The following is a 12963-nucleotide window of genomic DNA, read 5'->3' on the forward strand; positions in this document are numbered from 1 at the left end:
GGAGAAAGCCTTACGCGGCGCGCAGGCGCGCGGTGGCCGCGTGATCGACGGCAAGGGTCGCGGCATCGGCGATGACGACGCCGTAGTCGAGCCGCGCCCCCTCCAGGCTGACGAGGCCGTTCCTGACATCCTCGACCACTTTCTCGACCGGGCGCTGGTAGGGGTTGCCGTAGCCGCCGCCGCCGGGGTTGCGGTTCGCGGCGCGTTCGCCCGGCTGGATGGTCTCGATGACGTTTTCGGTGATGACCTGCGTCTGGCCATTGCGGGTCACTTCCAGCCGGCCGACCTTGGGCGGGATCAGCGTCGATTTCGCCCCGGCCGCGCCCATGGCCGGGATGCGGCGGCCCTCGCCGAAGGTGACGAGCGTCATCGGGCTGTCCAGCGGCTCGACCTCCCAGCAGGTGCCCGAGCCGCCGCGGAACTGGCCGGCGCCGCCCGAATCCTGCATCAGCGAATAGCGATGGATGATGATCGGATAGCTGTGTTCCAGCATCTCGATGTCGCCCGAGGTCAGCGCGCCGAAGCAGCATTCCGGCCCGCAGGCGTGCCAGCCGTCCTGGCTGGCCGTGGCCCCCGCCCCCGAGATGATCGAGGCCAGCACCATGGTCACGTATTCCTCGTCATGGCGCTTGTCCCAGCCGGCGATGTTGCAGCCGTTGGCGTGGCCCCAGCTGGCCGAGACCTTGGCGGGTGCGGCCTGTTCGAAGGCCAGCCGCACCGCATCGGTCAGCGTCTCCATCGGCGTCGTGGTGCAGTTCATGTGCGGCGCCGGGGATTTCGCGTTGCAGAGCGTGCCCCTGGGCCCCATGTCGGTGGTCACGCAGCGATAGAGCCCCTCGTTGTAGGGCGGCGGCAGCTGCGCGAACATCATCAGCCCCAGGTAGACGCCGGAATGGCTGTTGCCTTCGTAGCTGTTGATGAAATAGGGCACCTGCGGCGGCGAGCTGATGGCGATGTGGCAGCCGTCGCCCTGGATCGTCACCGTGGCGGTGATGTCCATGTCGCCGAAGCCGTGGCCCGCATCCTCGAGCACCGCCGTGCCGGTATAGGTGCCGTCCGGGACCTGCGCGATCAGCTTCCTCATATGCGCCTCGGCCATGTCGAGAAGCTCGGCGATGCAGTCCTGCACCACCTGCTTGCCGTATTTGTCCATCAGCCGGACCAGGTTGCGGGCGCCGACCTGGCAGGCGCCGATCAGGGCGTTGAAGTCGCCCTCCTGGTCGCGGCGGGCGCGCATGTTGGTCAGGATCAGGTTCATCACGTCATGGCGCGGCCTGCCGCGGTCCCAGAGCTTGACCGGCGGGATGCGCAGCCCCTCGGCATAGATCTCGGTCGCGTTGGGGTTGTAGCCGGCGGGCACCGGGCCGCCGATATCGGTCAGGTGGCCCTTGCAGACGGTCCAGAACACCAGCTCGCCCTGGTAGAAGACCGGGTAATACATGCAGGTGTCGATGATATGGCTGCCGCCATGGGCCGGGTCGTTGTGCAGGATCAGGTCGCCCTCGTGGATGTCGCCCTGGAAGAACTGCGCCACCGATTTCATCGCCGGGATCAGGCTGCCCAAGTGGATGGGGATGTCCTGGCCTTGCAGGATCATCTCGGGCGTGTGGTTGAAGAGCGCGGTCGAATAGTCATGCGCGAGGTTGAAGACCGAGCTGCGGGCGGTCTGTTCCAGCGTCAGCGTCATCTCGCGCTGCGTGGTCTCCAGCACGCCGCGCACCACCGAAAGCGTGATGGGGTCGGGTTTGGGTCTGGTCATGGCTTTTCCCTGTCTGGGGCCGCATGGGCGCACACGGGCAGGGCAGCCGGGAATCGGCTGGTCACGGTCTTCTCCCTGCGGCGTGCCGCCTGGCGCGGCATCTTTTCGGTCGGACCATGGTGCGGCCTGGGCGGCGGCCGGTCTTGGCGCTGGGTGCGGATAAACTTGTCGCCGGGTGCAGTCCTGCCGATCCAAGCGGCAGGATCGGCCGCCGCGGCGCAGCCTCCTGCCCGCCGCGCCAGTTTTCTTTTGCCCGATTGCTCGCGGCGCGCTACGAATCGCCCAAGCGATGCGGGGAGGCGCATCATGACCCTGGAAAGCTACGGCACGGCCGCCATCGCCCCGCCCGAGCGCGCGGCGCATTGGTCGGCGATCATCGCGGATACCTATTTCCCGCTGCACCTGAGCTATCGCGACCCCGCCACCTTCCAGGGCCGGCTGGAGCGGCGCGGCATGGGGCGGGTGTCGCTGTCGCGGCTGCGCACCGAGCCGGCGCGCTATGAGCGGGTGCCCGGCCTGATCCGGCAGGGCGAGGCCGAGGAATACCTGGTCACCATCCCCAGCCTTGCCCCGGTGCTGTTTCGCCAGCTGGGCCGCGACATCACCTGCGCCCCCGGCGGCTTCATCGTCGAGCGCGGCGACGAGCCCTATCGCTTCGCCTATCAGGCGCGCAACGACCTGTTGGTGATGAAGATCGCCCGCCGCGCGCTGGCCGAAAGGCTGCGCCAGCCCGACCGGCTGTGCGCCACGGTCTTCGACGGGCGCGAGGGGCTGGGCGGGCTGTTCGCCGAGACAGTGCGCCGCGCCCATGCCATGCCGGCGGACCCCGCCGCCTCGGAGGTGCTGGGCCGGCAGCTGGTCGAACTGCTGGCGCTGGCGCTGGACCGGCAGGCGGAGACCGATGCCGGCGCCGCCACGGTGATCCGCGCCGCGCATCTGAAGCGCGCGCAGGACACGATCCTGCGCAACCTGACCGATCCGGCCCTGTCGCCCCAGACGGTGGCGGCGGCCTGCGGCATCTCGAAACGCTATCTGCACGACCTGTTCGGGGATACCGAGACGACGGTCGCGCAATTCATCCGCGAGGCGCGGCTGAAGGCGGCGCGGGACATGTTGCAGATGCCGGGCGACCTGTCGCTGGCCGCCATCGCCTATCGCTTCGGCTTCAGCGACCAGGCGCAATTCTCGCGGCTGTTCCGGGCCATGTTCGGCCAGACCCCCAGCAGCTATCGCGCCGCCTGCCGCGCCGGGCGGCAGGGCTAGCCGTTCGGTTTCTGCATCTGGTGGATCGGATCACCGATGAATCGGTGTGGACCTTGCCGAAGCATTCCTATGGCATGAGGCCGTTCAGCGTCTTGCCCCTGCGGGCAAGGTTGCAGGCTGCGACGAACCGCTCCATTCATTGGCGGGAATCGCCCCATCAAATCATCGGATCACACACCCAGGGCTCACCCTTGGAAGCGCCATGCGCCATCGCCAAGCGCCGGGGCGGCGCGATCCGTCACCAGCGGGCTGCGCGAAAAGCGCAGCGGGCTGCGCAGCCCGGCAATGCCCTCGGGGGCGATGCGCAGGCCGCGGGCCTGCACCTGCGGTTCGGCCAGGGCCTCGGCCACGTCGTTGACCGGGCCGGCGGGCACCCCCGCCCCCTCCAGCGCGGCGATCAGCGCACTCCGGGTGAAGCGGCGCGTGGCATCGGCCAAGAGCGGCACCAGTTGCGCGCGGTTCGCCACCCGCGCCGGGTTGGTCGCGTAGTCGGGCGCCACGGCCAGGTCCGGCAGGTCCAGCACCCGGCAGAGCGCGGCGAATTGCCGGTCGTTGCCGCAGGCGACGATCAGATGCCCGTCCGAGGCCGGGAACAGCTGATAGGGCACGATATTCGGGTGCGCATTGCCCAGCCGGTGCGGCACCGTGCCGCCCAGCAGGTAATTCGTCGCCTGATTGGCCAGCACGGCGACGCCGCAATCCAGCAGCGACAGGTCCAGATGCTGGCCCAGGCCCGAGCGCGCCCGCTCGGCCAGCGCCGCCTGCACGGCGATCACCCCGTAAAGCCCGGTGAAGATGTCGATCCAGGCCACGCCGACCTTCTGCGGCTCGCCCGCCGGATCGCCGGTCAGGTCCATGATGCCCGACATGCCCTGGATCAGGAAATCATAGCCCGGCTGCGCCGCGCGCGGCCCGTCCTGCCCGAAGCCGGTGATCGAGGCATAGACCAGCCGCGGATTGCGCGCCGAAAGCGTCGCGTAGTCCAGCCCGAACTTGCGCAGGCCCCCCAGCTTGAAATTCTCGACCACCACGTCGGCTTGGTCGATCAGCACCCGCAGCCGCTCCAGGCCGGCTGGGTCGTTGAAGTCGCAGGTGACGGAACGCTTGCCGCGATTGGCAGCGTGGAAATAGGCCGCGACCCGTTCGGTCGTCCCGTCCGCGCGCGGCCGCTCGATGAAGGGCGGACCCCAGCGGCGGGTGTCGTCGCCCTCGGGCGCCTCGACCTTGATCACCTCGGCGCCCAGGTCGGCCAGCGTCTGGCCGATCCACGGGCCGGCCAGGATGCGCGCCAGCTCGACGACGCGCAGCCCCTTCAGCGCCGGTTCCGCCATCACGCAAACGCCTGGATGCCGGTCTGCGCCCGGCCCAGGATCAGCGCATGAACGTCATGCGTGCCCTCATAGGTGTTCACCGTCTCCAGGTTCTGCGCGTGGCGCATGACGTGATAGCCGATCTGGATGCCGTTGCCGCCATGCATGTCGCGGGCCTGGCGCGCGATCTCCAGCGCCTTGCCGCAATTGTTGCGCTTGACGATGGAAATCATCTCGGGCGCGAACTTGCCCTCGTCGAACAGCCGCCCGACCCGCAGGCTGGCTTGCAGGCCCAAGGCGATCTCGGTCTGCATGTCGGCCAGCTTTTTCTGGTAAAGCTGCGTCGCGGCCAGCGGGCGGTTGAACTGGTGGCGATCCAGCCCGTATGCCCGTGCGCGGAACCAGCAATCCTCGGCCGCGCCCATGGCGCCCCAGGAAATGCCGTAGCGCGCGCGGTTCAGGCAGCCGAAGGGACCGCCCATGCCCTCGATATTCGGGAGCAGCGCGTCCTCGCCGACCTCGACATTCTCCATCACGATCTCGCCGGTGATCGAGGCGCGCAGGCTCAGCTTGCCCTCGATCTTCGGCGCCGACAGGCCCTTCATGCCCTTGTCCAGCACGAAGCCGCGCACCTTGCCGCCGTGAGCCTCGGACTTGGCCCAGACCACGAAGACATCGGCGATGGGCGCGTTCGAGATCCACATCTTGGACCCGTTCAGCACATAGCCGCCCCCGGTCTTGCGGGCCACGGTGCGCATGCCGGCGGGGTCCGAGCCCGCGTCCGGCTCGGTCAGGCCGAAGCAGCCGATGAACTCGCCCGAGGCCAGTTTCGGCAGGTATTTCTGCTTCTGCTCTTCGCTGCCATAGGCCTCGATCGGGAACATCACCAGCGAGCTTTGCACCGAGGCCATCGAGCGATAGCCCGAATCGATGCGCTCGATCTCGCGCGCGACCAGCCCATAGGCGACGTAAGAGGCACCGACGCCGCCATAGGCTTCGTCCACGGTGACGCCCAGCAGGCCCGAGGCACCCATTTCGCGGAATATCTCGGGATCGGTCTCTTCGTTCAGATAGGCGGCCTCGACGCGCGGTGCCAGCCGGTCGGCGGCGAAGGCGGCGGCACTGTCGCGGATCATCCGCTCTTCCTCGGTCAGCTGGTCGTCGAGCAGGAACGGGTCGGACCACGAGAAAGGGCCGCCCTTGTGCGATTTCGTCGTCACGGTGATGCCTCATGCGCTGATGCTTGTCGGTTCATTCATTACCGCTTTCAAACCGGGCCGGAAAATGGATAATCCTCATTACTTCATGCATAGGATGAATGTTCTTGCGGCAAAGGCGCTTTCTTCCGAACCTCAGCCTGCTGCTGGCCTTCGACGCGGTGATGCGCACCGGCTCGGTCACGGGCGCGGCGCAGGACCTGGGACTGACGCAAAGCACGGTCAGCCGGCTGCTGCAAAGCCTTGAGGCGCAACTGGGGCAGGAGCTGTTCATCCGCCACAAGAAGCGCCTGACCCCGACCGAAGCGGCCGAGCGCTATTTCCGCGACATTTCCGCGGCGCTGGACCTGGTCCAGCGCGCCAGCATGTCGCTGATCGCCAATCCCGACGGCGGCAGCCTGGACCTGGCCGTGCTGCCGACCTTTGCCACGCGCTGGCTGGCGCCACGGCTGCCGGATTTCCTGTCGGCGCATCCGGGCGTGTCGATCAACCTGACGACGCGCTTTCGCCGCTTCAGCTTCGACGAAGAGCCGTTCGACGCGATGATCTTCTACGGCCGGGACGACTGGCCGGGGGCCGAGCATCTGAAGCTGTTCGACGAAAGGCTGACCGCCTGCGCCGCGCCCGATCTGCTGGCGCGGCGGCCGGTGACGGCGCCCGCCGACCTGGCCGGGATGGTGCTGCTGCAATTGCCGACCCGCCCCGATGCCTGGCAGGCCTGGTTCCGGGGCCAGGGCGCCGAGCCGCCGGCGCCGCTGGAGGGCATGATGATGGACCAATTCTCGATGATGATCCAGGCGGCGATCTCGGGGCTGGGGATCGCGCTGCTGCCCGACTACCTGGCCCAGGTCGAGATCGCCGAGGGCCGGCTGGCGCCGGTGCTGCGGCAGGGGGTGCCGGGCAGCGGCGCCTATTGGCTGGCCTGGCCCACGCGCAAGGCCGGGCTGAAGCCGCTGGCGGCCTTTCGCGACTGGATCGCCGCCCGCATGGCGCAGGACGGCATGGGTTAAGGAGCGGCCGGGGCGGCCCGCTTTCAGGCCGGGACCAGCGCCGCCTCGATGGCCGCTTCCAGGATCGCCAGCGCCTCGGACAGCTGCGCGTCGGGGATGGTCAACGGCGGCAGCAGGCGGATGACGTTATAGCGCGTGCCGCAGGACAGCAGGATCAGCCCGCGCGCCTCGGCCTCGGCCACGATGGCGGCGGTCAGCTGCGGGTCGGGCTGGCTGCGGTCGCCGGCCTGCACCAGTTCGAAGGCGTTCATCGCCCCCAACCCGCGCACGTCGCCGATGGCCGGGAAGCGTCCCGCCAGCTTCTGCAGGCGCGCGCGGATGGCCAGGCCGATTTCCTCGGCGCGGGCGCAAAGGTCTTCGTCCTCGACCACCTCCAGCACCGCCAGCGCGGCGGCGATGGCCAGCGGGTTGCCGGCATAGGTCCCGCCCAGCCCGCCGGGCGCCGGCGCGTCCACGATTTCGGCCCGCCCTGTCACCGCCGACAGCGGAAAGCCCCCGGCGAGCCCCTTGGCCATGGTCACCAGGTCGGGCGCGACGCCGGAATGCTGGAAGCCGAACATGCGGCCGGTGCGGGCCATGCCGGCCTGGATCTCGTCGCCGATCAGCACGATGCCGTGGCTGTCGCAGATCCGGCGCAGCGCGGCCAGGAACTCGGGCGGGGCGACGTTGAAGCCGCCCTCGCCCTGCACCGGCTCGACGATGATCGCCGCCACGCGCCGGGGGTCGATGGACGAGGCCAGCAGCGTCTCGAGATGCGCAATCGCCTGCGCCGTGGTCACGCCCGCCATGGCGTTCGGGAAGATCGCGTGATGGATCTCGGGCGGCATGGCGCCGAAACCGGCCTTGTAGGGCGCGACCTTGCCGGTCAGCGCCATGCCCAGAAGCGTGCGGCCATGGAAGGCGCCGTTGAAGGCGATCACGCCCGAGCGCCCGGTAAAGGCCCGCGCCATCTTCACCGCATTCTCGACCGCCTCGGCGCCGGTGGTGGCGAACATGGTCTTTTTCGCGAAATCGCCGGGGATCAGCGCGTTCAGCCGCTCGGCCAGGGCGACATAGGTTTCATAGGGCGCGACATGGAAGCAGGTATGGGTGAAGTCCTGCATCTGGCGCTGGACCGCCTCGATCACCCTGGGATGGCGATGGCCGGTGTTGTTCACCGCGATGCCGGCGGCGAAATCCAGCATCCGCCGGCCGTCCGCGGTCCAAAGCTCGGCATTCTCGGCCCGGACGGCATAGATGTCCCGCGTGCCGACGCCGCGCGCCACCGCCGCCTTGCGCCGGTCGATCAACTGTCTCGATTCCATGTGCAGACCTCCATGCTGACGCAATCCCAATACACGATGCTCAATATATTGAGCAACAAATTTCTTGGAATCCTCGCATGCCTGCAATGCTGGTGCGCAGTCGCCAGCCCTGATAACCTGCGCAAAACGGCATCGGGGCAAGAATGAGCGATTTCGACGTAGGCGCACGGCTGAAGGAATTGCGCAGCGGCGCGGGCCTGTCGCAGCGGCAGCTGGCCGAGGCTTCCGGCGTGCCGCATGGCCAGGTCTCGATGATCGAGACCGGGCGCTCCAGCCCCTCGGTCGCCTCGCTGCGCAAGATCCTTGGCGGGCTGGGCGTCACCATGTCCGAGTTCTTCGAACCGGACCTGCCGCAAAGCCCGCAGCCCTTCTTTACCCCGGCCGAGCTGCGCGACCTGACCTCGCGGCTTTACTCGGCGACGCAGGGGCCGGTCGGGCGCATGACCCTGCGCCAGGTCGGCGACGCGCGGCTGCACAACCTGCAGGTCCTGCACGAACGCTATGAGCCGGGCGCCGACACCGGCGAGACCATGCTGGCCCATCACGGCAGCGAGGGCGGCATCGTCATCGCCGGCGAGATCGAGCTGACCGTGGGCGACCAGAGCCGGGTGCTGAAGGCCGGCGACAGCTACCTCTTCGCCTCGAACCAGCCGCATCGCTTCCGCAATGTCTCGGATCGCGAGGCGGTGGTGGTCAGCGCCTGCACGCCGCCCTATCTCTAGCCCTTGCGAGTGACCAGCCGTGTTTGCAGATAGGCGCCGATCGCCTCGGAACCGCCCTCGGTGCCCATGCCGGAATCGCCGATGCCGCCAAAGGGCAGTTCCGGCAGCGACAGGCCGACGTGGTTGATGGTCAGCATCCCGGCCTGGATCTCGTCCTGCAACCGCTGCGCGCGGGCCGAACTGCCCGTCCAGGCATAGCTGGCCAGGCCATAGGGCAGCCGGTTCGCCTCGGCAAAGGCCTCGTCATCGCTGCGGAACCTGTTGACCACGGCGATGGGGCCGAAGGGTTCCTCGTTCATCACCGCCGCATCCGCGGGCACGTCGGCCAGCACGGTCGGGGCAAAGAACCAGCCCTCGTTGCCGATGCGCGCGCCGCCGGTCGCCAGCCGCGCGCCGCGGTCCAGCGCATCGCGGATCAGCCGCTCGATGGCGGGGATGCGGCGGGCGTTGGCCAGCGGTCCCATGGCGCTGTCCGGGTCCGTGCCCGGCCCGACCTTGGCGGCAGCCAGCGCGGCGGCAAAGCCTTCGGTAAAGCGATCCGCCACGCCTTCCTGCACCAGGAAGCGGGTGGGCGAGATGCAAACCTGCCCGGCATTGCGCAGCTTCGCGGCCGCCATGGCCGAGACCGCCGCATCCACATCGGCATCGTCGAAGACCAGCACCGGCGCGTGCCCGCCCAGCTCCATGGTGGCGGGCTTCATGTGCAGCCCGGCCATCAAGGCCAGCTGCTTGCCCACCGCCGTCGAGCCGGTGAAGGACACCTTGCGGATCACCGGATGCGGGATCAGATAGCCCGAGATCTCGGCCGGGTCGCCATAGACCAGGTTCACCACCCCCGCCGGCACCCCGGCATCGGCAAAGCAGCGGATCAGCTCGGCGGGCGAGGCCGGGGTTTCCTCGGGCGCCTTGACGATGATGGTGCAGCCCGCCGCCAGCGCAGCCGAGACCTTGCGAACCGCCTGGTTGATCGGGAAATTCCACGGCGTGAAGGCGGCGACCGGGCCCAGCGGCTCCCGGATCGTCAGCTGGGTGACGCCGGGCACGCGGGGCGGGATGACCTGGCCATAGGTGCGCCGGGCCTCTTCGGCGAACCATTCGATGATCTCGGCGCCGGCCATGGTCTCGACCCGCGCCTGGGCCAAGGGCTTGCCCTGCTCGGCCACCATCAGCGCGGCGATGGCCTCGGCCCGCTCGCGCAAAAGCGCCGCCGCCTTGCGCATCAGGTCCGAGCGCTGCAGCGGCGAGCTGCGCTTCCATTCGGCAAAGGCGCGGTCGGCGGCGGCCAGCGCCTCGTCCAGGTCGGCGAGGCCGGCATGGGCGACGCGGCCGATCTCGGCGCCGGTGGCCGGGTTCAGCACCGGCAGGCTGCGCCCGTCCCGCGCGGGGCGCCAGGTTCCGTCGATGAAAAGCTGCGTGTTCGGATAGCTCATCCTGTCCCCCTGCTGGAATCGGCCGTCGGCCGCTTCGGTCATAGGGCAAGGCCGGGCGGTTTTCAATCCGCTTGCTCAATATCCTGAACGGTAGCTTGCAGCATGATTGCGCATCGGCAGGGACCCCTGCCCTAGCCTCCGCCGCCGCCGCCGAACAGCAGGTTGAAGAATCGCGAGCCGATGACGAACGAGCCGACGGTGACGATCCCCGCCGCCAGCGTCATCTTGGTTCCCAGCGGCACCTCTGCCCCGGTCTTGGTCCGGCCGAACAGCTGAAAGAAGAATGCCAGGATCACGACAAAGGACGGCAGCAGGTTTTCCAGCAAGGTATCCTTGCTCAGATAGGTCAGATAGGCGACCAGCAGCCCGATAAAGGAAAAGAATGTCAGCTCGAATGGGGCGAGAACCTTTTCCCCTTCATCGAAGCGGATGAAAAGCAGCAGGACCAGCGGAAAGGCGATCGCGAAGAATATGGCGGGCAGCAGGTCCGAAAGCGCCAAAAGGAAATTGAAAAGCGAAAGTTCGGCCCGTTCGGCGATGTTGCCCCAGTTCAACGCCATCTATTCCTGCCCCAGCCGGCAAGGATCGCTGGCATAGCAACTGTTCAGGCGATCCCTGGAACTGGCGGCCTCGTCCCGATAGATGCCCATGAACTGGTCATAAAGCCTGTAATACCGGCTGGAGGACTTGTTCGACACCGAGCATTGCCCGCGTTCCTCGGCGATCCGGTAGTCGTAATTGCTTTTCTCGTTCGGGGAAAGATCGCCCCTGCCTGCGGCGGCGTTCACCCTGGCCTCGACAATAAGCAGATCCCGGCAGATCTGGTCTATCGACTCGTTGAACGCCTCGAGATAGGTGACCCGGTAAAGCTCCAGATCCCGGCGATACTTGATCAGGCTGTCCAGCTTTTTCAGGCTGTTATCGACTTGCGGAAAGGCTTCGCTCAGCAGCTGCCGCTGGGTCTGCACATTGATCGGGACCGGGAAGCCGAAATCGTCGCCCTCCTGGGCGAAAGCTCCCGTGCCCAGGGAAAAACCCGCCAGTAAAACGAATGCAACACGCATACCATTCCCCGATGTGGCGCGAATCCATGCTGCCACAATCCGGGGAATGTGTCATCCATCCATCTTCAACGCCTGGATGAATGCCGTCTGCGGGATCTCGACCTTGCCGAACTGGCGCATCTTCTTCTTGCCGGCCTTTTGCTTTTCCAGCAGCTTCTTCTTGCGCGTCGCGTCGCCGCCATAGCATTTCGCCGTCACGTCCTTGCGCATCGCCGACAGCGTCTCGCGCGCGATCACCCGGCTGCCGATGGCGGCCTGGATCGGGATCTTGAACATGTGGCGCGGGATAAGCTCTTTCAGCTTTTCCACCATCGCCCGGCCGCGGCTTTCGGCGCGGTCGCGGTGAACCATGATCGACAGCGCATCCACCGGCTCGTCATTCACCAGGATCGACATCTTGACCAGATAATCCTCGCGATATTCCGAGAGCTGGTAATCGAAGCTGGCATAGCCCTTGGTCACGGATTTCAGCCGGTCGTAGAAATCGAACACCACCTCGGCCAGCGGCAGGTCATAGACCACCATCGCCCGGTTGCCGGCATAGGTCAGGTCCATCTGGATGCCGCGGCGGTCCTGGCAGAGCTTGAGCACGTCGCCCAGGTATTCGTCCGGCACCATGATCGTGGCCTTGATGCGCGGCTCTTCGATATGGTCGACATGGGTCAGGTCGGGCATGTCGGCGGGGTTGTGCAACTCGCGCACTTCGCCGTCGCGCATGTGCAGGCGGAACACCACCGAGGGCGCGGTAGTGATCAGGTCGAGGTCGTATTCGCGCTCCAGCCGGTCGCGGATCACCTCGAGGTGCAGAAGGCCCAGGAAGCCGCAGCGGAAGCCGAACCCCAGCGCGGCCGAGGTCTCCATCTCGTAGGAAAAGCTCGCGTCGTTCAGCGCCAGCTTCTCGATGGCATCGCGCAGCGCCTCGAAGTCGTTGGCATCGACCGGGAAGAGGCCGCAGAAGACCACCGGCTGCGCCGGCTTGAAGCCCGGCAGCGGCTTGTCGGTGCCCTTGCGCTCATGCGTGATGGTGTCGCCGACGCGGGTGTCGCGCACCTGCTTGATCGAGGCGGTCAAGACGCCGATCTCGCCCGGCCCCAGCTCGGCGATGTCCTGCATCTGCGGGCGCAGCACCGCCAGCTTGTCGATGCCGTAGACGGCGTTGGTCTGCATCATGCGGATGCGGTCGCCCTTGCGGATCACCCCGTCCATGACCCGGATCATCACCACGACGCCCAGATAGGGGTCATACCACGAATCGACCAGCATCGCCTTCAGCGGCGCGTCGCGGTCGCCCTTGGGCGCCGGCAGGCGGGTGACGATGGCCTCCAGCACGTCGGGGATGCCAAGTCCGGTCTTGGCCGAGATCTCGATGGCGTCCTGGGCGTCGATGCCGATCACGTCCTCGATCTGCTCCTTGACGCGATCGGGCTCGGCCGCGGGCAGGTCGATCTTGTTCAGCACCGGCACGATCTCGTGCCCGGCGTCGATGGCCTGGTAGACATTGGCCAGCGTCTGCGCCTCGACCCCCTGGGTCGCGTCCACGACCAGAAGCGAGCCCTCGACCGCGCGCATCGACCGGCTGACCTCATAGGCGAAGTCCACGTGGCCGGGCGTGTCGATCAGGTTCAGCACATAGGTGCGCCCGTCCTTCGCCGGGTATTCGATGCGCACGGTGTTGGCCTTGATGGTGATGCCCCGCTCGCGCTCGATATCCATGCTGTCGAGCAGCTGGGCCTTCATGTCGCGTTCGGCGACCGTGCCCGTCAACTGGATCAGGCGGTCGGCCAGGGTGGATTTGCCGTGGTCGATATGGGCCACGATCGAGAAATTGCGGATTAGGTCAAGGTCGGTCATGGCCGGGCTATACAAGGGCTTTGGCGTTGCGGA

The 12963-nt window shown here is 67.4% G+C and carries 11 protein-coding genes; 3 read left to right on the top strand and 8 right to left on the bottom strand.

Translation table 11 applies throughout. The features are described from left to right. Window positions 1-10 precede the first annotated feature (10 nt). Entirely contained in the window at window positions 11-1759 is a 1749-nt protein-coding gene (gene capB / locus IT40_RS08770) for a caprolactamase subunit beta (protein ID WP_036753335.1), read from the bottom strand. 306 nt (window positions 1760-2065) lie between these two features. On the opposite strand from capB, the gene IT40_RS08775 reads away from it, so the two are divergent. Continuing rightward, window positions 2066-3022 carry an AraC-like ligand-binding domain-containing protein gene (locus tag IT40_RS08775; RefSeq protein ID WP_052095837.1) on the top strand — a complete coding sequence of 319 codons (957 nt, stop codon included), beginning with the start codon at window positions 2066-2068 and terminating at the stop codon, window positions 3020-3022. Between the two features lie 185 nt (window positions 3023-3207). Here IT40_RS08775 and IT40_RS08780 read toward each other — a convergent pair whose 3' ends face one another. Both IT40_RS08780 and IT40_RS08785 read right to left on the bottom strand, forming a co-directional pair. Continuing rightward, entirely contained in the window at window positions 3208-4353 is a 1146-nt protein-coding gene (locus IT40_RS08780) for a CaiB/BaiF CoA transferase family protein (protein WP_036753338.1), read from the bottom strand. After that, on the bottom strand, window positions 4353-5552 hold the full coding sequence (locus IT40_RS08785) for an acyl-CoA dehydrogenase (protein WP_036753341.1): 1200 nt from the start codon (window positions 5550-5552) through the stop codon (window positions 4353-4355). Before IT40_RS08785 ends, IT40_RS08780 begins: the two co-directional genes overlap by 1 nt. A 98-nt stretch (window positions 5553-5650) precedes the next feature. Between IT40_RS08785 and IT40_RS08790 the strand changes: the two genes are divergently transcribed. Further along, the gene (locus tag IT40_RS08790; RefSeq protein WP_208021311.1) at window positions 5651-6559 is read left to right on the top strand and encodes a LysR family transcriptional regulator; all 909 of its coding nucleotides are present in this window, start codon (window positions 5651-5653) and stop codon (window positions 6557-6559) included. Window positions 6560-6582: 23 nt separating this feature from the next. On the opposite strand, the gene gabT is transcribed toward IT40_RS08790, so the two are convergent. After that, window positions 6583-7863, bottom strand: coding sequence for a 4-aminobutyrate--2-oxoglutarate transaminase (gabT, locus tag IT40_RS08795; RefSeq protein WP_036753344.1), 1281 nt, complete (start codon window positions 7861-7863; stop codon window positions 6583-6585). Between the two features lie 143 nt (window positions 7864-8006). On the opposite strand from gabT, the gene IT40_RS08800 reads away from it, so the two are divergent. Then, a complete protein-coding gene (locus tag IT40_RS08800; protein ID WP_036753347.1) occupies window positions 8007-8585 on the top strand; it encodes a cupin domain-containing protein in 579 nt (192 codons plus the stop codon). Here the strand turns inward: IT40_RS08800 and IT40_RS08805 are convergent. From IT40_RS08805 to lepA, 4 genes are all read right to left on the bottom strand, one after another. Beyond that, window positions 8582-10015, bottom strand: a complete 1434-nt coding sequence (locus tag IT40_RS08805; protein WP_036753350.1) for an NAD-dependent succinate-semialdehyde dehydrogenase — start codon at window positions 10013-10015, stop codon at window positions 8582-8584. The genes IT40_RS08800 and IT40_RS08805 overlap by 4 nt on opposite strands. A 131-nt stretch (window positions 10016-10146) precedes the next feature. Then, a complete protein-coding gene (locus tag IT40_RS08810) occupies window positions 10147-10575 on the bottom strand; it encodes a hypothetical protein (RefSeq protein WP_036753354.1) in 429 nt (142 codons plus the stop codon). Further along, window positions 10576-11079 carry a hypothetical protein gene (locus IT40_RS08815; protein ID WP_036753356.1) on the bottom strand — a complete coding sequence of 168 codons (504 nt, stop codon included), beginning with the start codon at window positions 11077-11079 and terminating at the stop codon, window positions 10576-10578. It abuts the gene before it with no gap. A gap of 51 nt (window positions 11080-11130) precedes the next feature. Beyond that, the gene (lepA, locus tag IT40_RS08820; RefSeq protein WP_036753359.1) at window positions 11131-12930 is read right to left on the bottom strand and encodes a translation elongation factor 4; all 1800 of its coding nucleotides are present in this window, start codon (window positions 12928-12930) and stop codon (window positions 11131-11133) included. Window positions 12931-12963 lie beyond the last annotated feature (33 nt).

This window comes from Paracoccus versutus (assembly GCF_000763885.1).
Taxonomy (GTDB): Bacteria; Pseudomonadota; Alphaproteobacteria; order Rhodobacterales; family Rhodobacteraceae; genus Paracoccus; species Paracoccus versutus.

Bases quoted from the DNA above. Each gene is read 5' to 3' on its own strand.
- gabT (WP_036753344.1), bottom strand. From the start codon at position 7,863: ATGGAATCGAGACAGTTGATCGACCGGCGCAAGGCGGCGGTGGCGCGC.
- IT40_RS08805 (WP_036753350.1), bottom strand. From the start codon at position 10,015: ATGAGCTATCCGAACACGCAGCTTTTCATCGACGGAACCTGGCGCCCC.
- IT40_RS08780 (WP_036753338.1), bottom strand. From the start codon at position 4,353: ATGGCGGAACCGGCGCTGAAGGGGCTGCGCGTCGTCGAGCTGGCGCGC.
- IT40_RS08790 (WP_208021311.1), top strand. From the start codon at position 5,651: ATGTTCTTGCGGCAAAGGCGCTTTCTTCCGAACCTCAGCCTGCTGCTG.
- IT40_RS08815 (WP_036753356.1), bottom strand. From the start codon at position 11,079: ATGCGTGTTGCATTCGTTTTACTGGCGGGTTTTTCCCTGGGCACGGGA.
- IT40_RS08800 (WP_036753347.1), top strand. From the start codon at position 8,007: ATGAGCGATTTCGACGTAGGCGCACGGCTGAAGGAATTGCGCAGCGGC.
- IT40_RS08775 (WP_052095837.1), top strand. From the start codon at position 2,066: ATGACCCTGGAAAGCTACGGCACGGCCGCCATCGCCCCGCCCGAGCGC.
- capB (WP_036753335.1), bottom strand. From the start codon at position 1,759: ATGACCAGACCCAAACCCGACCCCATCACGCTTTCGGTGGTGCGCGGC.
- lepA (WP_036753359.1), bottom strand. From the start codon at position 12,930: ATGACCGACCTTGACCTAATCCGCAATTTCTCGATCGTGGCCCATATC.
- IT40_RS08810 (WP_036753354.1), bottom strand. From the start codon at position 10,575: ATGGCGTTGAACTGGGGCAACATCGCCGAACGGGCCGAACTTTCGCTT.